Annotated in this window: 20 protein-coding genes; 13 read left to right on the top strand and 7 right to left on the bottom strand. The window is 73.1% G+C overall.

Annotation, left to right across the window (positions count from 1 at the left end; translation table 11 throughout):
* Positions 1 to 17: 17 nt before the first annotated feature.
* Positions 18 to 977: a TauD/TfdA family dioxygenase gene (locus AB0G50_RS24575; protein ID WP_360112579.1), complete on the bottom strand. Its 960-nt coding sequence runs from the start codon at positions 975 to 977 to the stop codon at positions 18 to 20.
* Between the two features lie 120 nt (positions 978 to 1097).
* A complete protein-coding gene (locus AB0G50_RS24570) occupies positions 1098 to 2240 on the bottom strand; it encodes an ROK family protein (RefSeq protein WP_360112577.1) in 1143 nt (380 codons plus the stop codon).
* Positions 2241 to 2503: 263 nt separating this feature from the next.
* On the opposite strand from AB0G50_RS24570, the gene AB0G50_RS24565 reads away from it, so the two are divergent.
* The 8 genes from AB0G50_RS24565 to AB0G50_RS24530 all read left to right on the top strand — a co-directional run bounded on the left by AB0G50_RS24565 (position 2504) and on the right by AB0G50_RS24530 (position 10093).
* The gene (locus AB0G50_RS24565; protein WP_360112575.1) at positions 2504 to 3364 is read left to right on the top strand and encodes a patatin-like phospholipase family protein; all 861 of its coding nucleotides are present in this window, start codon (positions 2504 to 2506) and stop codon (positions 3362 to 3364) included.
* A 101-nt stretch (positions 3365 to 3465) separates the two neighbouring features.
* The gene (locus AB0G50_RS24560; RefSeq protein ID WP_360112573.1) at positions 3466 to 4218 is read left to right on the top strand and encodes an alpha/beta hydrolase; all 753 of its coding nucleotides are present in this window, start codon (positions 3466 to 3468) and stop codon (positions 4216 to 4218) included.
* A gap of 141 nt (positions 4219 to 4359) precedes the next feature.
* Positions 4360 to 5292 carry a hypothetical protein gene (locus AB0G50_RS24555; RefSeq protein WP_360112571.1) on the top strand — a complete coding sequence of 311 codons (933 nt, stop codon included), beginning with the start codon at positions 4360 to 4362 and terminating at the stop codon, positions 5290 to 5292.
* 11 nt (positions 5293 to 5303) lie between these two features.
* On the top strand, positions 5304 to 5903 hold the full coding sequence (locus tag AB0G50_RS24550) for a hypothetical protein (protein WP_360112569.1): 600 nt from the start codon (positions 5304 to 5306) through the stop codon (positions 5901 to 5903).
* A 50-nt stretch (positions 5904 to 5953) separates the two neighbouring features.
* Complete coding sequence (locus AB0G50_RS24545) at positions 5954 to 7633, top strand: hypothetical protein (protein WP_360112567.1); 1680 nt, start codon at positions 5954 to 5956, stop codon at positions 7631 to 7633.
* Between the two features lie 1226 nt (positions 7634 to 8859).
* On the top strand, positions 8860 to 9264 hold the full coding sequence (locus tag AB0G50_RS24540) for a phage holin family protein (protein ID WP_360112565.1): 405 nt from the start codon (positions 8860 to 8862) through the stop codon (positions 9262 to 9264).
* Positions 9261 to 9803: a DUF3618 domain-containing protein gene (locus AB0G50_RS24535; protein WP_360112563.1), complete on the top strand. Its 543-nt coding sequence runs from the start codon at positions 9261 to 9263 to the stop codon at positions 9801 to 9803. The genes AB0G50_RS24540 and AB0G50_RS24535 overlap by 4 nt, the downstream gene beginning before the upstream one ends.
* A gap of 5 nt (positions 9804 to 9808) precedes the next feature.
* Positions 9809 to 10093 carry a DUF4235 domain-containing protein gene (locus AB0G50_RS24530; RefSeq protein ID WP_360112561.1) on the top strand — a complete coding sequence of 95 codons (285 nt, stop codon included), beginning with the start codon at positions 9809 to 9811 and terminating at the stop codon, positions 10091 to 10093.
* Here AB0G50_RS24530 and AB0G50_RS24525 read toward each other — a convergent pair.
* Both AB0G50_RS24525 and AB0G50_RS24520 read right to left on the bottom strand, forming a co-directional pair.
* Complete coding sequence (locus AB0G50_RS24525; RefSeq protein WP_360112559.1) at positions 10090 to 10227, bottom strand: hypothetical protein; 138 nt, start codon at positions 10225 to 10227, stop codon at positions 10090 to 10092. The genes AB0G50_RS24530 and AB0G50_RS24525 overlap by 4 nt on opposite strands.
* 27 nt (positions 10228 to 10254) lie before the next feature.
* Complete coding sequence (locus AB0G50_RS24520; protein ID WP_360112557.1) at positions 10255 to 11016, bottom strand: enoyl-CoA hydratase-related protein; 762 nt, start codon at positions 11014 to 11016, stop codon at positions 10255 to 10257.
* Between the two features lie 154 nt (positions 11017 to 11170).
* Between AB0G50_RS24520 and AB0G50_RS24515 the strand changes: the two genes are divergently transcribed.
* Both AB0G50_RS24515 and AB0G50_RS24510 read left to right on the top strand, forming a co-directional pair.
* Complete coding sequence (locus AB0G50_RS24515; RefSeq protein WP_360112555.1) at positions 11171 to 12082, top strand: M48 family metallopeptidase; 912 nt, start codon at positions 11171 to 11173, stop codon at positions 12080 to 12082.
* Positions 12079 to 12669 carry a zinc ribbon domain-containing protein gene (locus tag AB0G50_RS24510; RefSeq protein ID WP_360112553.1) on the top strand — a complete coding sequence of 197 codons (591 nt, stop codon included), beginning with the start codon at positions 12079 to 12081 and terminating at the stop codon, positions 12667 to 12669. The genes AB0G50_RS24515 and AB0G50_RS24510 overlap by 4 nt, the downstream gene beginning before the upstream one ends.
* Here the strand turns inward: AB0G50_RS24510 and AB0G50_RS24505 are convergent.
* Both AB0G50_RS24505 and trxA read right to left on the bottom strand, forming a co-directional pair.
* Positions 12662 to 13567 (bottom strand): hypothetical protein, encoded by a 906-nt coding sequence (locus AB0G50_RS24505; protein WP_360112551.1) that lies wholly within the window; start codon positions 13565 to 13567, stop codon positions 12662 to 12664. The two genes, AB0G50_RS24510 and AB0G50_RS24505, sit on opposite strands and share 8 nt — an antisense overlap.
* Before the next feature lie 65 nt (positions 13568 to 13632).
* The gene (gene trxA, locus AB0G50_RS24500) at positions 13633 to 13998 is read right to left on the bottom strand and encodes a thioredoxin (RefSeq protein WP_360112549.1); all 366 of its coding nucleotides are present in this window, start codon (positions 13996 to 13998) and stop codon (positions 13633 to 13635) included.
* 77 nt (positions 13999 to 14075) lie between these two features.
* Between trxA and AB0G50_RS24495 the strand changes: the two genes are divergently transcribed.
* Positions 14076 to 15131 carry an aminotransferase class V-fold PLP-dependent enzyme gene (locus AB0G50_RS24495; RefSeq protein WP_360112547.1) on the top strand — a complete coding sequence of 352 codons (1056 nt, stop codon included), beginning with the start codon at positions 14076 to 14078 and terminating at the stop codon, positions 15129 to 15131.
* On the opposite strand, the gene AB0G50_RS24490 is transcribed toward AB0G50_RS24495, so the two are convergent.
* Positions 15116 to 16150, bottom strand: coding sequence for a hypothetical protein (locus AB0G50_RS24490; RefSeq protein WP_360112546.1), 1035 nt, complete (start codon positions 16148 to 16150; stop codon positions 15116 to 15118). The two genes, AB0G50_RS24495 and AB0G50_RS24490, sit on opposite strands and share 16 nt — an antisense overlap.
* Before the next feature lie 174 nt (positions 16151 to 16324).
* Between AB0G50_RS24490 and AB0G50_RS24485 the strand changes: the two genes are divergently transcribed.
* Together AB0G50_RS24485 and cbiE are read left to right on the top strand one after the other, a co-directional pair.
* On the top strand, positions 16325 to 16717 hold the full coding sequence (locus AB0G50_RS24485) for a TIGR03618 family F420-dependent PPOX class oxidoreductase (RefSeq protein ID WP_360112544.1): 393 nt from the start codon (positions 16325 to 16327) through the stop codon (positions 16715 to 16717).
* Complete coding sequence (gene cbiE / locus AB0G50_RS24480; RefSeq protein ID WP_360112542.1) at positions 16714 to 17859, top strand: precorrin-6y C5,15-methyltransferase (decarboxylating) subunit CbiE; 1146 nt, start codon at positions 16714 to 16716, stop codon at positions 17857 to 17859. Before AB0G50_RS24485 ends, cbiE begins: the two co-directional genes overlap by 4 nt.
* Positions 17860 to 17888: the final 29 nt, after the last annotated feature.

Genomic DNA, 17888 nt, shown 5'->3' with positions numbered 1-17888 from the left:
GGGCGGATGCGGTGGTGTCAGTCCACTTTCACGGTGTGCTCGTCGGTGAACGGCTTGCCCGCCACCAGTTCCGACTCGCGGCCGTCTGGGCCCACCGGCACCTCGCCGATCAGCGTGACCCGGTGCAGGCGGCGTTCCACGTCCAGGTGCTCCAGGTCGCGCGGCGCGAGGTGGGCGGTGGCGCGGTTGTCCCAGAACGCCACGCTGCCCGGCTCCCAGCGGAACCGCACGGTGTACTCGGGGCGGGTGATCTCGGCGTAGAGCAGGTCGAGGATCGCCTTGGACTCCCGCGCCGAGACGTCCACGACGTGGCTGGTGAAGCCGGGGTTGACGAACAGCGCGCGTTCGCCGGTCAGCGGGTGCACGCGGACCACCGGGTGCACCGCCACGAGCAGGTTGTCGTTGACCCGCTTGGCGTAGGACCCGCTGCCCGAGATCCGCTCCGCGCCGCCGTACCGGTGCTCGGCGCGCAGTCCGTCCACAAAGGACTTCACCGGCGCGGACAGGCCCTCGTACGCCGCGACCAGGTTGGTCCACGTGGTGTCGCCGCCCTGCTCGGGCACCGTCTCGGCGCGCAGGATCGACCCGGCGGGCGGGTTCACCGCGGCCGTGACGTCGGTGTGCCAGCCGGCGAAGTAGCTGTACTGGCGGCGCACGACGCGGTCGCGGAACTCCGGGCCGTAGCGCTCCTCGTAGCGCCGCGGGTCGATGGTGAAGATCTCCGGGAAGCCCTCCGGCGGCGCGTCGTCGTGCGGGTGCGCGTAGGTCAGCGCGCCGAACCGGCGGCCGAACGCGATCTGCGACGCGTGGTCCAGCTCCTGTTCCCGGAAGAACACCACCTTGTACCTGGACAGTGCGTTCCGGATCTCCTCGACGGCCTTTTCCGGCAACGGTCGGGAAATGTCGACACCGGAGATGTCGGCACCGATGTGCCCGGCCACAGGTCGTACCACGAGGGTGTTCAACGTTGCCGTCACGGGTATTCTCCTCACGGCGCGCGAAAATAGACCTTCGCAGGTCAGCGGTTGTTTTGCTTACCTGTCCAGTCTTACTCGTCGGGTGCCGGAGGTCAATTTTGCGATTTCGGAAATTAACGCCTAGGCGCTCAGTGCAAGCGGGTGGTCGTAAATGGTGTCGAGTACCACCGAGCCGGCCGCGACGCTCAGCACGTCGGCGCCGAAACTCGTCGGCACCACCGATTCACCGCGGTCGCCGACCTGGGCCCGCACCTCGTCCAGGCACTCGGGGAGGCAGATCACCCCGGCCTCGGTCACCACCAGCACCTCGGGGTTGATCACATCCAGCAGCAGGCCCGCCGCGCGGCCGACCTGCCTCGCCCGCTCGCGGAACACCCGCCTCGCCCGCTCGTCGCCGGACTGGGCCGACAGGACCAGCAGTTGCAGGTCCGCGCGCGGGATCAGGCCGTCGCGCACGGCCCGTTCGGCGACCGCGCGGTCGGACACCGTGGCCTGGAGGCAACCCCGTCGTCCGCACGGGCACTCGGCGGTGCTGCCCTCCAGGCGCAGGTGGGCGACGGACCCCGCGGCCGAGCGCGGTCCGCGGTGCACCGTGCCGCCGGTCGCGATCGCGGCGTCCACCACGTTGCCGACGAACAGGTGCACCAGGCTGCCCCGACCGCGCTGCGCGCCGAACAGCTGCTCGGCGCGGGCCAGCGCCCGGCTGTGGCTCTCCAGGTGGACCGGGAGACCCAAGGGGCGCAACGCCTCCCGGGCCGGGACGTCGCGCCAGTCCAGCTGGCTGTGCCGCACCACGACGCCGCGCGCCGGGTCGACCCAGCCGCCGATGGCGAGCCCGACGCCCAGCGGCGTGCGGTCGCCGAGGTGGTCGCGGTGGAACGCCGGGAACCGCTCCACGACCCGGCCGAGGACCGCCTCGGGCGTGGTGCCGCGGTGCGACTCGCGCTGCTGGTCGAGCACCCGCCCGCGCAGGTCGACGACCGCCAGCGTGGTGTGCGCGTAGGCGATGTGCACGCCGAACACCGCGTACCGGTCCACGTCGATGTCGACCGGCACGTGCGGTCGCCCGACGGTCGCCCGCGGCACCCGGTCCTCCGCGACCTCGCGGAGCAGACCGAGATCGGCGAGTTCGGCGTACTGCCTGGTCACGGCCGCCGCGCTCAACCCGGTGAGCCGGGCGATGGTGCTGCGCGCGATCGGACCGTTGGCCAGCACGGACCGCAGCACGGTGGCGGCGGTCGCGGCACGACGTGGCTGGGGCATACCTGTCCCTTCCCGCACGAGGGGTGTCCTCTGTGGACTGATTCAGGCGAGGCGACCGCGCGGCGCACACAAGGCGCTCGCCTGCCGTCGGAAGTCGACGTGGCGGCGCGTGCACAGCCCGGTGGCCTGGGACATGCACCGACTCTGGCACCCGCCCGGCCCGCCGACCAGCACCACCCAGGATGTGGACCCCCTTGCCGGCCGGGCGCGACACCCGCTCGTCGCGCCCGGCCGGCGCACCCGCGGCGTGCGACGATCGGCGGGTGATCGCACTGGAGCCGCCGGTCGGGTTCGTGCTGGGCGGTGGCGGCAGCCTCGGCGCGGCGCAGGTGGGGATGCTGCGCGCGCTGACCGAGCACGGCATCGGGCCGGACCTGGTCGTCGGCACGTCGGTCGGGTCGGTCAACGGCGCGCTGCTCGCGCTGGACCCGGCGCGCGCGGCGGAGCGGTTGGCCGCGATCTGGGCGCACATGACGCGGCCCAGGGTGTTCCCGGGCGGGCTGTTCGCGCAGTTGCGCACCGCGCGGCGGCAGCGGACGCACCTGTTCCCCAACACCGGGCTGGCCGAGGTGCTGCGGCTCGGGCTGGCCGGCGCGACCACGTTCGCCGACCTCCTGCTGCCGTTCGGCGCGGTCGCGGTCGACGTCACGACCGGCACCGCCGTCACCCTCACCGAGGGCGACCTGACCAGCGCCGTCCTCGCCAGCGCGGCCATCCCGGGCGTGTACCCGCCGGTGCGCCGGGACGGCCGGGTGCTCTACGACGGCGGCGTGCTGGCCAACGTGCCGATCCGCCAGGCCCTCGCGCTGGGCGCGAAATCGCTCGTGGTGCTGGACTGCACGTTCCCCGGACACCTGCCGAAGCCACCGGAGAACCTGGCCGAGACGCTGCTGTTCTGGGCCACCCTCGGCACCCGCAACCAGGCCGTGCTGGAGGCCGAGCTGGCCGCGCGCGACGTGCCGGTGCTCTACCTGCCCGGCCCGCCGGTGCAGCCGGTCACCCCGCTCGACTTCACCCACACGGCCGATCTGATCGCCACCTCCTACCAGGCGTCGACGGCGTTCCTGGACACCGTCTCGGTGGCCGGTCCCGGCCTGCACGGCCACCCGTCCGGCACGGTCTGACCCCGGGCCGGCGCTGAAATCGAGACTTCCCGGCACTGGACCGAAGGCCCCTCCGCGAAACATCATGGGAGCACGCTCGACGTGGAGCGAGGGGAGGCGCCATGGCACCGGATGTCCCGCCCGGCCTGGTCTGGTACCTCACGGAGCCGACGCGCGCCGTGGTCGACCTCGGGCAGTACGCCGTCACCAGATCGCTGCTGCGGGCCGCGCCCAGCGGTGACGGGCACCCGGTGCTCGTGCTGCCGGGTCTGGGCGGCGCGGACGGCACCACGGTGATGCTGCGGCGGTTCCTCGAACGGCTCGGGCACGACGTGCACGGCTGGGGGCTCGGGCGCAACCTCGGGCCGTCGGTCGAGGTGGTGACCGGGATGCGGGAGAGGTTGGCGGAGCTGGCCGGTTCCGGCCGGGTCAGCCTGGTCGGGTGGAGCCTGGGCGGCATCTTCGCGCGCGAGCTCGCCCGGGAGCGGCCGGACCTGGTGCGCCAGGTCGTCACGCTCGGCAGCCCGTACGCGATGACCGACCTGCGGCAAACCCGGGTGAACCCGTTCTACCAGCTGCTGTCCCGGTTCTACACGGCCGGCGCGGAGATGCCGCCGCCCGAGCACACCCGCCCGCCGTTCCCGGTGCCCGCGACCTCGGTGTACTCGAAGTCGGACGGAATCGTGGCGTGGCAGACGTGCGTCGAGGAACCGGGGCCGCGCAAGGAGAACGTCGCGGTCGCGTCGAGCCATCTCGGCTACGCGTACAACGCGACCGTGCTGTGGGTGGTGGCGGACCGGTTGGCGCTGCCCGAAGGCCGGTGGCGGCCGTTCGCGCCACCGCCCGGGATGGCCCGGATGTTCCCCGCCGCGTGAGGGTTGCTCGTGTCCTTTGTGGACTCCTGCGGCGGTGAACGGCCAATGATCACCTGATTTCCGCCTGGAGTTGGGCGGTACTTCACCTCGGGGTCCGGCGCGGCCCGAAGGCTTCTCCGGAAGACCTGACGGAGGTGGAGCATGACCCCTGCCCGCAAGGTGGTCTCGGCACTGGCCGCGGCCCTCGCGCTCCCTGTCTTCCTCACCGCGCCCGCCGAGGCGGCGAGCGACGCCGACCTGGCGTTCCACTGGGCCCCGGTGCACCACCAGGACACCGACTCGTCCGACTACGACGCCGACTACCTGTCCACTGTGGACTACGACGGCGAGTGGAACACCCTGAACAACTGGGAGGACCAGGACGACGACGTCACCCGGCTGACCGGCGCCGGGTACTACTCGGTGGTCGAGACGTCGACGCACTGGTTCGTCGTCTACTCCTTCTACCACCCGCGCGACTGGGAGGACTTCCCCGACCCGCTGGGGCAGTTCACCCACGAGAACGACATGGAGGGCCTGCTCGCCACCGTGCGCAAGGACGGCTCGACCTACGGCCGGCTGGAGGCCGTGGTCACGGTGGCGCACAGCGACTTCTACTCCTACGTCGCGCCGGGCAGCACGTTCACCAGTGGTCGGGAGTCCGTCGACGGCACCCTGGTGCTCCAGAACGGCCGGTTCACCACGCGTCAGGAAGCCAAGGGGCACGGGCTCTTCGCGTGGACCGGCGTCGAGTTCCCCGGCGGTGACGGCGTGGTCTACCAGCCGGCCGCGACCGGCGAGGTGCCCTCGGGCGGCAACGACCGGTCCGTCGGGTACCGGCTCGTGGACTCGTTCGCGCCGGGCGGGTTGTGGGCGCGGCGCGCCGACTCCGCGACCTACGCGTCGTTCGGCACGTTCCGCGGTGACAACGGGAAGAAGAACGCCGCGAACACCGCGTGGGGCTGGGACGACCAGAACGACGGGTCCGACCTCCAGCGCGGTCTGCTCGCGACCGACCCGGCGTACCTGGTGTCGGTGTACTTCGGCAACCGCGGCGCGTTCAGCCTCGCCTACACCCGGAACGGCTACCGGTAACCTCCCCGGTCATGACGACCCGGGGGGAAACGCCGTTGCTCGCGCGCGTGGCGACGGAGGTGTTGGCACCCTGGGTGCTCGTGCTCGGACTTCCGCTGCTGGTGGCGTGGCACGCCACCAGCAGCGTCCCGGAAACCCTGCTGTGGGGCCTCGTCGTCGGGGTGACCGGGTCGGTGATCCCGATGGTCGTGATCGTGCGCGGCGCGCGGGCCGGTCGGTGGGACGGGCACCACGTGACCAACCGCGAAGGGCGCGTCGTGCCGCTGCTGACCGTGGCGGCGTCGTTGGGCGTCGGCATCGCGGCGCTGTTCCTCGGTCACGCGCCGCGCGCGATGCTCGCCTTGGCGCTGGCCATGTTCCTGAGCCTGGTGGTGTGCCTGGCGGTCACGTTCGGCGCGCGGTGGAAGGTGTCGATCCACGCGGCCGTCGCGGCGGGCGCGCTGGTGATCCTGGCGCTCACCTACGGGCCGTGGGTGCTGCTCGGCGCGGTGCTCGTCGCGTGGGTGGCGTGGTCGCGGGTGGCGCTGGGCGACCACACGGCGCCGCAGGTGGTCGTGGGCGCGGTGATGGGCGCGGTGGTCGGCGGCACGATCTTCCAACTCCTGCTCTGAACCCGCCGTCGTGCGTTGTCCGCGTTCGTGCGGTCGCGGACACTGCGCGCGTGCTGCCAGACCGGGACCGCTCCGCGGCGTTGCTGATCGGCGACTCCACCGTGGTGGAGGGGTTGCGGGAGGTGCTGGCGCCGTCGTTCGGGGTGTGCGAGGTCGCCTCGGACCTGGCGGGCCCCGCCGACCTGGTGCCGTTCCTGGGTGTGGTGGACGGTGCGCGCGACGTGCTGCTGGTGTACTTCGCCGGACGCGCGCTGCTGGACCGGGACGGCGTGCCGCACCTGGCCTTCCGCTCCTCGACGCCGACCGGCACCGGGTTCGACTCGGTGCCGGTGTCGCTGGTGCTGGCCCGGATGTCGGTGGCGCGCCGACCGGTTCTGGTGCTGGACTGCGATTTCGGGGCGCGGGTCGTGCCGGCGCCCGGGTCGGTGGTGCTGGCGTCGTCGGCAGGCGCCCGGTCGCCCGACTTCGGCCCGGCTTTCCTGGACGTGCTGCGGAAGGGCGTGCCGGGGGAGTCGTTGTCGTTGCCCGCGATCGCCTCGGCGGTGGTGTCGGCCGAACGCCCGGTGGTGCGCGGAACGTCCGACGTGGACCTGATCCCGAACCGCCACCGGCGTGTCGTCCCGCCGGTCGCGGTGGTCGGCTCGGTGGGGCTGGCCCACGCGGTGGACCACCTGTTGCCGCACTACGGGCGTGGCGCGCCGGAGCACGTCCTGGACGAGATCACCGCCGCCGCGCCCCTGGTCCGGGCCATGCGTTCCCGGCACGGCGACGGCGCGGCCACGGCGGTCGTGATCGCGGCGGCGCTGGCGGAGGTGGACCGGGCCGAACTCCCGTCGGCGGCGGCCCGGGTGGGTGCGGCGCTGGAGGCCGGGGCGGTGCCGTGCGACTCGCGGACGGCGTTGTCGGTGCTGGCCACGGTGGCGCACGACGACGGGATCCGGGAGTTGGGCGACCTGGCGGGGTGTGCCGACTGGCGTGACGTGGAGGTGGTGGCGGGCGCGCGGACGGTGGTGCGACCGGGGTGGCGCACGACGCTGCCGGCGGAGTGGGCGTGGCCGGCGGCGGGGCACCGCGTCCTGCGCCACCCGAACCTGGTGTGGCACCCGACCCCGGTGACCGACGCGACGCCGCTGCTGGGGTTGGCGGGTCCGACGGTGGTGCTGACGTCGTACCTGGCGCTGCCCGCGTACCGGATGCTCCGCTCGCACGCCGGACGGGACCTGGTGGTGCTGCAATTCGCCGACTCCCCGCGCACCGCGATCACCGCCGCCCGACCCGACCCGACCGTGCCGGGAACCGCGGAGGAGGTCACCCTCACACCGACCGCGATCACCCTGCACAACCCGGCGGGCGACCCGACCCGCTGCCGTGCTTTGCGTGACGAGGCAAGGAAATCCGGCCGCCCCACCGCCCACCTGACCCTCCGCAGCGCCTTCCTGGAAGCCCACACCGACCCCGCCCGCCTACGAGCCCTGCACAAGGCCACCGCGGCCGGCGACTCGGGCCCCGCGTGCCACGTCCGCGGCGCCGGGCTCGCCCTCGCCACCGCCGCGAAGCACGCGGACCTCCCCGCCCTGTCCCAAGCCCTGACCCTCCCCGCCACCCACCTGGTCACCACCCGCCAGGACCTCCTGGACCCGTTGGCCGTGGTCCGAGGCGCGCTGGACCTGGCCGTCGCCTTCACCCTGGGCCGCCTCCCTCAACCCACAATCCCCACATCCCCTCGTTGAACAATCCCCTCCCTCAACACCTCAACCAGCCGACGCCACCGGCCCGCCGAGCCACGAGCACATCGACCGCCGCCCTCGCCGAGCACCCCCGAGCCCCGGCCCGCTGAACCGACGGCATCGGAGATCCCCGGCTGATCGGCCTCCCGCAGGCCTGCCGGATTTCCGACCTGCCGGATCGTTGGACTCCCGGACTTCCGGACTACTGGGCTGCCGGCCGGGGGCTGCTGGCTGCGGGCTCCGCTGCCCGCTGCCCGCTGGCCGGTCGCGGGCTGCCGCCGGCTGGATTGCCGCCCGTCGGGCTGCCGGCTGCTGGACTGCCACCGGCTGAGCTACCACCCGCCGGACTGCTGGGCCGCCCGCCGCCCGCCGCCCGCTGCCCGTCGGTCGCGGGCTGCTGCCTGCGGGGCTGCCGGCCGCTACCCGCTGGCCGCTGAGTTGCCGGCGGGCTGATACCTGCTGCCTTGTGCCCGCTTGCTCGCTGCCTGCCTGCGTGCCTCTGGGCGCTGGGCTGCTGGCTGCTGGGCCACCCGCCATCCGCCACCCGCCATCCGCCGCCCGCCATCCGCTGGCCGCTGGGCGGTTGGCTGGCCGCAGACTGATACCTGCTGTCTTGCGGCTGCTGGCCCCTGGCTGCTGGCCGCCCGCCACGCCGCCTGTGGGCTGCTGCTCGCAGGGCCGCTGCCCGCCGCTGGGGCGCTCGTTGCCTGGGGGCTGCTGTCGGCTGGGCCGCTGGCCGGTCGCGGGCTGCTGCCTGCCGTCTTGCCGGGCTGCTGGCCCCTGGGTCGCCTGCCCGCCTGCCGCCTGCCCGCCTGTCGCCTGCCCGTCGCCCGCAGGCTGCGGGGCCGCTGGCGCTGGGTTGCCCGTGGCTGCAAGCCGCTGGGCCGCTGTCCGCATGTCCGCTGAGCTGCGGGTTGCGGTTTGCCGGTCCTTCGAGCCATCGGGTGCTGGTCGGTCGGGTGGCCCAGTCAGTCGGGTGGCCGAGTCGGTCGGGTGGCTGTGGCGCCGGGGCTCGCCGAGTACTGCGGGTGCCTCCACCTCGGCGCCCCGGCGGTGGTGATCCGACAATCCTCATGTTCTGTTGTTGAACAATCCTTTCATGGGGCGATTCAACAACCCAAGATCCCCGCAGGGCCGACTTGCCCGACCGTTCGGGGTAGGGATTGTTGAACGTTGGGGCGTATGGGTGGGTCGGGGTGGGTAGTCGGTGGGGGAGGAGAGGAGTGGGGATGAACCGTGTTGCCGCCGAGCACGAGCCGTCCACCGCCGAGTTGGTGGGGCGGTTGTCGGAGCAGGTGAGCCGGTTGGCTCGCGACGAGATTCGGCTTGCCCTGGCCGAGGTGAAGGACAAGGGGAAGCACGTCGGGGTCGGTGCCGGGCTCCTGGGTGGGGCCGGGGTGCTGGCCTGGTTCGGGGTCGGGGCGCTGGTGGCCGGTGCCGTCCTGGCGTTGGCGTTGGTGTTGCCCGCGTGGGCGGCGGCGTTGGTGGTGGCCGGGGTGGTCTTCCTGGTTGCCGGCGTGCTCGCGCTCGTGGGGAAGAAGCAGGTCGGGCAGGGCACTCCTCCTCTTCCGGAGCAGGCCGTCGAGAGCGTCAAGCGGGACATTTCCGCGGTGAGTGAGAGGGCACATCGATGAGCGGCAAGGATGTTCCGCCGGAGTCGGCCGGGTTGCGCGACGACATCGAGGAGACCCGGCGCGAACTCGGGGACACGGTGGAGGCGTTGGCGCACAAGGCCGACGTGAGCGGTCGGGTCAAGGAGAGCGCGCGGGAGGGAGTGGAGAAGGTGAAGGAGACGACGGGCAAGGTCAACGTCGCCGCCACCGACGCCGTGGCGAAGACGCAGACGGTCGCCGGGCAGGTCGCCGACAAGGCCGGCGAGGCCGCGGGCAAGGCGCAGGAGGCCGCGGTCGACGCCGCGCACAAGGCCGCCGACGTGGCCGGGCAGGTCGCGCACAAGGCGGGTGACGTCGCGGGTCAGGTGGCGGACAAGGCCGGTCAGGCCGCCTCGCAGATCGCGGACCGCGCCGCGCAGGCCGTCGAGTCGCTGCCGCCGCCCGTCCAGGACAAGGTCGCCCAGGTCACCGAGCAGGCGCGCAAGCGCCCGGCCCTCGTCTGGGCCGGCGTCGCCGCGGCCGTGGTCGTCGTCTGGCGACTGGTCCGCAGGGGACGGTGACCGCGGTGAACAAGGTCCTCTACAAGCCGCTCGGCCTGGTGTTCAGCGTGCTCGGCGGCCTCGTCGCGAGCCGGCTGTTCGCCCAGGTCTGGAAGCTGATCAGCGGGGACAGGGTCGCACCCAGCGCGACCCAGAAGGATCGCGGCTGGGGCGAGGTGCTGCTCGCCGCGACCATCCAGGGCGCGGTGTTCGGCCTGGTCAAGGCCGCCATCGACCGGGGCGGTGCCACCGGCTACGACAAGCTCACCGGCGAGTGGCCCGGCGACACCCGGGACGTCGACGCCGACTAGCTCGGCTCGTCGGGCCGCCCCCTCCGCTCGTCCTCGCCGAGGAACCGGCTCGGGTCCACGTCGAGGTCGGGCGGCTCCGGCGTTCCGGGCGCGTAGGGCGGGTCCGGGTTCAACGGGTGGGCTGGTTCGGTCATGACCATCCCCTACCCACTGGCACGTGATCAGAACCGCGGCGGCCGCTTCTCCAGGAACGCCCGCACGCCCTCGGCGTACTCCGCGCTGTGCACCGCCTCGTCGTACCAGGCCCGCACCGCGTCGTCCTCGTCCGCCAGCCCGTCGCCGATCCGCTCCACGATGTGCTTCGCGCCCCGCACGCTCACCACCGCCCGCGACGCGATCACCCCGGCCAGCTCCGCGACCCGCGCGTCGACGGACTCGTGCACCTCGTTCACCAACCCGATCCGCAACGCCGTCGCCGCGTCGATCAACTCGGCGCCGAACAGGATCTGCTTCGCCCACGCGGGCCCGACCGCGTCCACCAACCGCCGGGTCGAGCTGAAGTTGTAGACGATGCCGAGCTTCGCGGGCGTGATGCCGAACCGCGCGTCCGCCGCCGCGATCCGCAGGTCGCACGCCAGCGCGATCTCGCACCCGCCGCCCACGCAGAACCCGGTGACCGCCGCGATCGTCGGCTTGCCGAGGTCCGCGATGGCCCGCTCACCCGCGTGCACCGCCTCGCCGTACCGCGCCGCGCCCTCCGCGCCCGCGCGCAACGTGGTGAACTCGCCGATGTCCGCGCCCGCCGAGAAGTGCTCGCCACCGCGCACGACCAGCACCCGCACCGCGTCGTCCGCCGCCACCCGGGCCAGCAGACCGGGCAGCGCCGACCACATCGCGTAGCTCATCGCGTTGCGCTTGGCCGGCCGGTCGATGGTCAGCGTCGCGACCGCGCCCGCCGTCGTCAGCGTCAGGTGCTCGTCCACGGCGATCACCGTACCCGCAGAAATAGTGCCCATTGCTATGCGATGTATCACCCGATAGTACAAATGGTGCGGAATAATTGAACCCGGGTAACCGGCGGTCGATCCGGAGCGATATCGAGAGCGTCCCCCCGACGCGACCCAGTCTGGACGCCACATGGCTTTCCACCCCAGCGATTTCGAGCACCCGCTCGACCGGTCGGCCCGGCAGAACCTGGAATCGATACCCCTCCTGCGGCCGGCCGTCGAGAAATACCTCAAGCACTTCGACGAACGCGCCGTGCGCAATTGGCAGATGTCCGACATGCTCCGCCTCGGACCACGCCAGTACCCGCGGATCTACCGCCTGCTGCCCCCGATCTGCGAGGCGTACGGCATCGAGGAACCCGAGCTGTACCTGATGGCGGGCCCGGTCAACGCGATGACGATGGGCCACGCCAGACCGTCGATCACCCTCTACAGCGGACTGGTCGAGTCGATGCAGGACGACGAGATCCAGGCCGTGCTCGCGCACGAGTGCGGCCACATCGTCGGCGAGCACGTGCTCCTCCTCCAGATGGCCCGGGTGATCAACACGGCGAGCGGTTACAACCTGTTCACCAAGGTGCTGTCGTTCCCGCTGCACCGCGCGCTGATGGCGTGGATGCGGATGAGCGAGCTGTCCGCCGACCGCGCCGCCGCCGCGTTCATGGGCAGCGGCGAGGAGATGACCCGCACCATGCTCCGCATCGTCGGCATCCCGAGCTACGCGCTGCCGAGCGACTACAGCCTCGAACTGTTCGCCGAACAGGCCGTGGAGGCCGAAACGCTGCGCGAATCGCGCTGGGACCGGTTGCTCGAGCAGCACTACCTGCCGCAGTCCACCCACCCGCTGGTGTCCGCACGGGTGCTCGAGTTGAAGAAGTGGGTGGACACCGAGGCGTTCCGCCGGCTTTCCGCCATCGCGCTCTCCGCCCGCACCGCGTCCCGCTGCGAGACCTGCGGGCACCACGTCGAGGCGTCCTGGAAGTTCTGCCACAAATGCGGTCGGCGGCTCGGTGCGGAGGAGTTGGGGGCGGTGCGGGCGTGAGCGCGTTCAAGACGGAAAAAGTGGTGATCACCCCGCTGACGGAATTCGACGCCGTGGCGGAGGACGTGGTCTCGCACTTCGGCGGACTCGGCTACGAGGTGGAGAAGACCCGCACCGACACCGGGGTGTGGGACATCGGCATCCACAAGGGCGGCAAGTTCAAGGCGGTCGCCGGGTTGAAGCTCGCGCTCAAGGTGCTGCTCCAGCCGGACACCGACGGCGTGGTCGTCTACGCGGGCATGGGCGTGTTCGGCAAGCAGGCCGCACCCGCGCTGCTCGGCGCCGGCGCGGTCCGGGTGGCGCTGGTCGCGATGGGCGCCGCCGCCGCGACCCTGCTGGCCCTCCCGCTGCTGGTCACGCAGGCGTGGGGGCTGGTGAAGCAGGCGAAACTCGACGACGAGGCGGTCCGGGTGGTCGAGGCCAGCATCCGGTCGCACGAGCGGCGGGCGGGCGTGCACCAGCGGCCGACCCCGATCGTGACGCAGCGGGTGAAGCCGGCGGTGCCCAAGGGCGTGTGCCCGGCGTGCCGCGGCACGGTGCCGACGGGCGCGGCGTTCTGCAACGAGTGCGGCGCCTCGCTCAGCTGAGCCCGGACGCGCGGAGGGCGTGCGCCAGGTCCCGGGTCGACCCCGGGGCCCGGCGCCGGTCCACCACGTCCAGCGCGGCGGTCAGCCTGCGGTGCGCGAGGTGCGAGCGGATCGGGGTCGGCCGGGTGAGAAGGTCGTGCAGCAGCCGGTCCACCTCGGTCCACGAGCCGGTGACGGCGAACGCGTACAGCGCCCACGACCGGTATACGTGGCTCATCCGGGGCTCGGCCTCGGCCGCCGCCGCGCGCTCGAAGTGGTCGACCGACGCGGTCCGCCGGCCCAGGTGCAACTCGACCGCGCCCGCGAACCAGGTCAGCTGCGCGTCGTCCACCCACCACGCCCAGTGCGGGTCGTCCTCGCCCGGACCCTCGCCGAACAGGTCGCGGGCCCGGATCAGGTGCCGGCGCGCGACGTCGTGGCCCAGCAGCGCGTGCGACCGGGCGAGCCGCAGCCGGAACAACGCCTCCAGCCGGGGTGAGAGCCGGTCGGCGAGGGCTCGGTCCGCGAGGTCGATCGACGTGCGCGGCGCGCCCTCGTGCTCGGCCAGCAACGCCTGGTTCTGCCGCACGAACAACGCCATGCCCCGGTCGCCCGCCCGGGTCGCGTGCTCGAGCGCCGCGCGGTTGACCAGGGTCGCCGACCCGGGCAGGCCTGCGTCGAACAGGCTCCACCCGGCCACCTCGGCCAGTTCGGCGAGTGCGGAGTGGACGTCCCGGACGTGACCGCGCCGGATCCCGGCGGCCTCGACGTGACGTCGGGCTTCCCGGTAGGCGCGCAGGACGACCGGCGCGGCGGACGTGCCGCCCTGGCGCTGGTCGAGGTCGACGGACGCGGTGATCACGCGGCGCAGGTGGGCGACGAGGTCGCTCCCGACGGGTTCGTCACGCGGTGCGGCCATCACCCTCGCAGCCCGGTCGTGGTGGTGGACCCGCGGGGGGGGCGACGGCCCCACCCGCGAGGAGGTCAGGAGGGCTGCTGCTCGGTGACCTGCTTGCGGACCTCGTCCATGTCCACCTTGCGGGCCTGCTCGATCAGGTCCTCCAGGGCCGACTCGGGGAGTGCGCCCGGCTGCGCGTAGAGCACCACGCCGTCGCGGACGATCATCAACGTCGGGATCGAGCGGATCTGGAAGGCGGCGGCCAGGGACTGCTCGGCCTCGGTGTCCACCTTGCCGAACACGATGTCGTCGTGCTTCTCGGCCGACTTCTCGTACACCGGCGCGAACTGGCGGCACGGACCGCACCACGACGCCCAGAAGTCGACCAGGACGAAGCCCGATTCCTCGACCACCGCGTCGAAGTTCTCCGCGGTCAGCTCAACCGTGGCCATAAATCCTCCTCGTTTCCGCCGGGGGTTCGGCTCCGGTCCTCCCGTCCAACGGATCGGGCGCCGGGAAGATTCCCCCCATGAGCCTGCCCCACACCTACCTCGCCGAGTGCGCCGAGCCCACCGGCTACCTCGACTTCGCCCGGTTCGGACCGCCGACCCGGCGGGTGGTCGCCACCACCGCGCGGCTCACCGACCTGGCCGCGGCGGCCGGGCCCTCCACCGTGGACGACCTGATGCGCGAAGTGGGCGCGGCACAACGGCTCGCGGCCCGGCTGACCGGCATCGCGCAGGTCACGTTGCTGCCCAACACCAGCACCGGCCTGTTCCAGGCGGCCACCGCGATCGACGGTCCGGTGCTGGTGAGCGCCACCGACTTCCCGGCCAACACCTACCCGTGGGCCCGGGTCGGCACGGCCCGGCCGCTGCGCGCCGCCACGCCCGAGGCGGTCCGGGAGGCGCTGACCGCCGACGTGCGCGCGGTCGCGGTCAGCGCGGTCGACTTCCGCACCGGGCGGCGGGCCGACCTCGCCGGGCTGCGGGAGGTGATCGGCGACCGGCTGCTCGTGGTCGACGGCATCCAGGGCTTCGGCGCGGTCGATATGCCGTGGGCGGCGGCGGACGTGCTGGTCGTCGGCGGGCAGAAGTGGTTGCGCGCGGGCTGGTCGACGGGGTTCCTCGCGCTGCCGGACGCCGCGCTCGACCGGCTGGAACCGGTGCTGTCGGGGTGGACCGGCGCGCGCGACCACACCGTGTTCGACGACGTGGTGCACCCGCGCGCGGACGGCGCGGCGGGCTGGTCGATCACGAACCTGAGCCCGATCGCCGCCGGCGCCCTCGCCGCCGCGCTCGACCTGCTCGCGGGCGTCGGCGCGGACGCCGTGGAACGGGCCGTGCTGGAACGGGTCGACGCGCTGGCGGACGTGGTCGCGCGGCACGGCGGCCGGGTGGTGTCGACGCCGGGGTCGGGCATCCTCGCGTTCGCCCACCCCGCGCCCGGGGTGGGCGAGGCGCTGCGCGCCGCCGGGGTCACCGCCACCACGCGCGCCGACCACGTGCGCCTGTCGCCGCACGCGTCCACCACCGCCGCGACGATCGAGGCGGTGGCGGACGCGCTGGGTCACCTCAGGGGGTGACTCCCCTCGTGCACGGCGGCGTACGCGGCGTCGCGGGCGGTGTTCGCCTCCTCGTCGGTCAGCGTCCGCGTCGGGTGCCGCAACACCAGGCGCAGCAACACGTTCTTGTGCCCCGGCGCCGCGCCGAGCCGGGTGACCGCGGCGGCGGGCAGCGCGGACACCGGCGTCTCGTCCAGCACCACGACCTCCTCCACGAGGTCGCCGACGGCGTCGCGGAGGAGGTCGCCGAGGGTTTCCACGTCGTGCGCCGGGTCGACCGCGACCGAGATGTCCCGCGCCACCGCCGGGTGCCGCGACACCACTCGGTAGGGGGACAGGTCCAGCATCTGCTCCGCCACCCGCGGCTCGCTCGAGGACAGCAGCCGGATGTCCGGCACGCCCTTGCGCACCATCAGCAGCCGGTCGAGCCCGAGGCCGAGCGCCAGGCCGTGCGCGGTCGACGGCAGCCACGCGCGGTCCAGCACGTGCCGGGCGGCCAGCCCGCCCTCGGCGATCTCCAGCCACTCGCCGTCGACCAGGACGTCCACCTGCACCCCCTCCGTGGTGTACGGGTGCACGGCCGGCGTGGTCCGGTACCGGACGCCGGGCAGCGCGGTGGTCACGACCACGTCGACCAGTTCGGCGAGCGACCGCCGGGAGTGCGAGATCCGCCACAGGTCGAGCTGGTGCGGCGTGCCCGAGTGCACCCGGTCCACCTGATCGCGCCGGTACACCGCGCCGACGCACGCGAGCAGCACGTCATCCCAGTCGTCGGTCACGCCCAGCAGCCGCAACGCGGGCGGGATCATCGCGGTGGTGTGACTGCGCAGCATCCGACCGGGTGTCGTGTACCGGGTGTAGCGGGCGTTGCGGGTCACCGAATCCGGTGGGTAGCCGAGGTTGGTGTAGTTGTCGTCAATCGACACGTCCGGGTGGTCGCGCAGCACGCGCACGTCACCCGGAAGGGCGTCGAGAACGTCCGAGAGCAGGACTTGCAGGGCGTGCGGCCCGTAGGCGGGGTCGCTGAGGTCGCGGTTCATCGCGGTGTCCTTCGCGGTGGTGGTCGGCTGGGAGGACACCCCCGAGCCGGTCCGCCACCGGGACCTCGCGTCGACTCAGCGCACGGCCCCGAAGGCCGGTTCTCCCGGCTGGGGGCGGCTAAATCGACGCGTCACGTTTTCCAGCCTAGCGGTCGCGTGCCGCATGATGCACCCATGCTGTCGACCAAGGGCGAGGACTTCCGGACTTTCTGGACCGAGCGCCACCTGTGCACCCTGACCACCGTCCGCCCGGACGGCACGCCGCACGTCGTGCCGGTCGGCGTCACGGTGGACTTCGAGGCGGGCATCGCCCGGGTGATCGCCACCCGCGGCTCGTACAAGGTGCGCCGGGTGCTCGCGGCGGGCGACGAGGGCGTGCCGGTCGCGGTGTGCCAGGTCGACGTCGGCCGCTGGTCGACGCTGGAGGGCCGGGCCGTGATCAGGCAGGACCCGGAGTCGGTCGCGGACGCGGAGAACCGGTACGGCGCGCGCTACCGGCAGCCGAAGCCCAACCCCGAGCGGGTCGTGATCGAGATCGCGGTGACCCGCGTCCTGGGCTCGGTGTGATCACGGTCGTCGGCGTCGGGGCCGACGGCTGGGACGGGTTGCCGGAGACGGTGCGGCGCGAGGTCGCCGAGCACGACGTGCTGTTCGGCAGCGCCCGGCAGCTGGACCTCGTGCCGGGCGGGTTCGAGCGGGTGCCGTGGCCGTCGCCGCTGCTGCCCGCGCTGCCCGGGCTGCTGGAGGCGCACCGCGGGCGCAGGATGTGCGTGTTGGCCAGCGGCGACCCGATGTTCCACGGCATCGGCTCGACGCTGGTGCGGCTGCTCGGTGTCGAGGAGGTGCGCGTGCTGCCCCACCCGTCGTCGGTGTCGCTCGCGTGCGCCCGGCTCGGCTGGCCGTTGGACGAGGTGGACGTGGTGAGCCTGGTCGGCAAACCCGCGTCCCTGCTGGTGCCGTTCCTGCACCCGGGCAGGCGCCTGCTGGTCCTCGGAGGTGTGCCCGCCGACGTGGCGTCGGTGGCCGGTGACGCCCGGTTCACCGTGCTGGAGCAGCTGGGTGGCCCGGACGAGCGGATCCACCACGACCTGCCGTCCGCCGACCCGCTGCACGTGATCGCGGTCGAGTGCGGCCGGCAAGGATACTCGCTGGTGCCGGGTCTGCCGGACGACGCGTACGAGCACGACGGCCAGCTCACCAAGCGCGAGGTGCGTGCCGTGACGCTGGCCCTGCTGGCCCCTCGACCGGGTGAACTCCTGTGGGACGTCGGCGCGGGCTCGGGCAGCATCGCGATCGAGTGGTCGCGCACCCATCCGACCTGTCGGGCGATCTGCGTGGAGCGCAACACCTCCCGGGCGGCCCGGATCGAGCGGAACGCGGCGGCGCTGGGCGTGCCCCGGGTTCGGGTGGTCGTGGGCGAGAGCCCGGGCGTGCTGGACTTCGCGACCCCGGACGCGGTGTTCCTCGGCGGTGGGCTGACCGCGCCGGGGGCGCTGGAACGCTGCTGGGACGCCCTCGCGCCCGGCGGCCGGCTGGTGGCGAACGCGGTGACGCTCGAGTCGGAGTCGGTGCTGGTCCGCTACCACCGCGCCCTGGGCGGCTCGCTGACCCGGGTCGAGGTGAGCCGGGACGCGCCGGTCGGCGGCTTCACGAGCTGGCGTCCGCAGCTGCCGGTGACGATCTGGCACGTGGTGAAGGAGCAGCGGTGACGCTCGCGCGCGGTCCGGTGTCGTCGGCC

The organism is Actinosynnema sp. NPDC020468 (assembly GCF_040642015.1).
Classification (GTDB): Bacteria; Actinomycetota; Actinomycetes; order Mycobacteriales; family Pseudonocardiaceae; genus Actinosynnema.
The sequence above is the reverse complement of the archived record's forward strand: the minus strand, read 5'-3'. Positions and strand labels throughout refer to the sequence as shown.

Excerpts from the sequence above, each read along its gene's own strand:
- AB0G50_RS24515 (WP_360112555.1), top strand. The coding sequence starts at position 11,171 with ATGGCTTTCCACCCCAGCGATTTCGAGCACCCGCTCGACCGGTCGGCC.
- AB0G50_RS24570 (WP_360112577.1), bottom strand. The coding sequence starts at position 2,240 with ATGCCCCAGCCACGTCGTGCCGCGACCGCCGCCACCGTGCTGCGGTCC.
- AB0G50_RS24495 (WP_360112547.1), top strand. The coding sequence starts at position 14,076 with ATGAGCCTGCCCCACACCTACCTCGCCGAGTGCGCCGAGCCCACCGGC.
- AB0G50_RS24560 (WP_360112573.1), top strand. The coding sequence starts at position 3,466 with ATGGCACCGGATGTCCCGCCCGGCCTGGTCTGGTACCTCACGGAGCCG.
- AB0G50_RS24555 (WP_360112571.1), top strand. The coding sequence starts at position 4,360 with ATGACCCCTGCCCGCAAGGTGGTCTCGGCACTGGCCGCGGCCCTCGCG.
- AB0G50_RS24505 (WP_360112551.1), bottom strand. The coding sequence starts at position 13,567 with ATGGCCGCACCGCGTGACGAACCCGTCGGGAGCGACCTCGTCGCCCAC.
- AB0G50_RS24550 (WP_360112569.1), top strand. The coding sequence starts at position 5,304 with ATGACGACCCGGGGGGAAACGCCGTTGCTCGCGCGCGTGGCGACGGAG.
- AB0G50_RS24540 (WP_360112565.1), top strand. The coding sequence starts at position 8,860 with ATGAACCGTGTTGCCGCCGAGCACGAGCCGTCCACCGCCGAGTTGGTG.
- trxA (WP_360112549.1), bottom strand. The coding sequence starts at position 13,998 with ATGGCCACGGTTGAGCTGACCGCGGAGAACTTCGACGCGGTGGTCGAG.
- AB0G50_RS24485 (WP_360112544.1), top strand. The coding sequence starts at position 16,325 with ATGCTGTCGACCAAGGGCGAGGACTTCCGGACTTTCTGGACCGAGCGC.
- AB0G50_RS24535 (WP_360112563.1), top strand. The coding sequence starts at position 9,261 with ATGAGCGGCAAGGATGTTCCGCCGGAGTCGGCCGGGTTGCGCGACGAC.
- AB0G50_RS24490 (WP_360112546.1), bottom strand. The coding sequence starts at position 16,150 with ATGAACCGCGACCTCAGCGACCCCGCCTACGGGCCGCACGCCCTGCAA.
- AB0G50_RS24525 (WP_360112559.1), bottom strand. The coding sequence starts at position 10,227 with ATGACCGAACCAGCCCACCCGTTGAACCCGGACCCGCCCTACGCGCCC.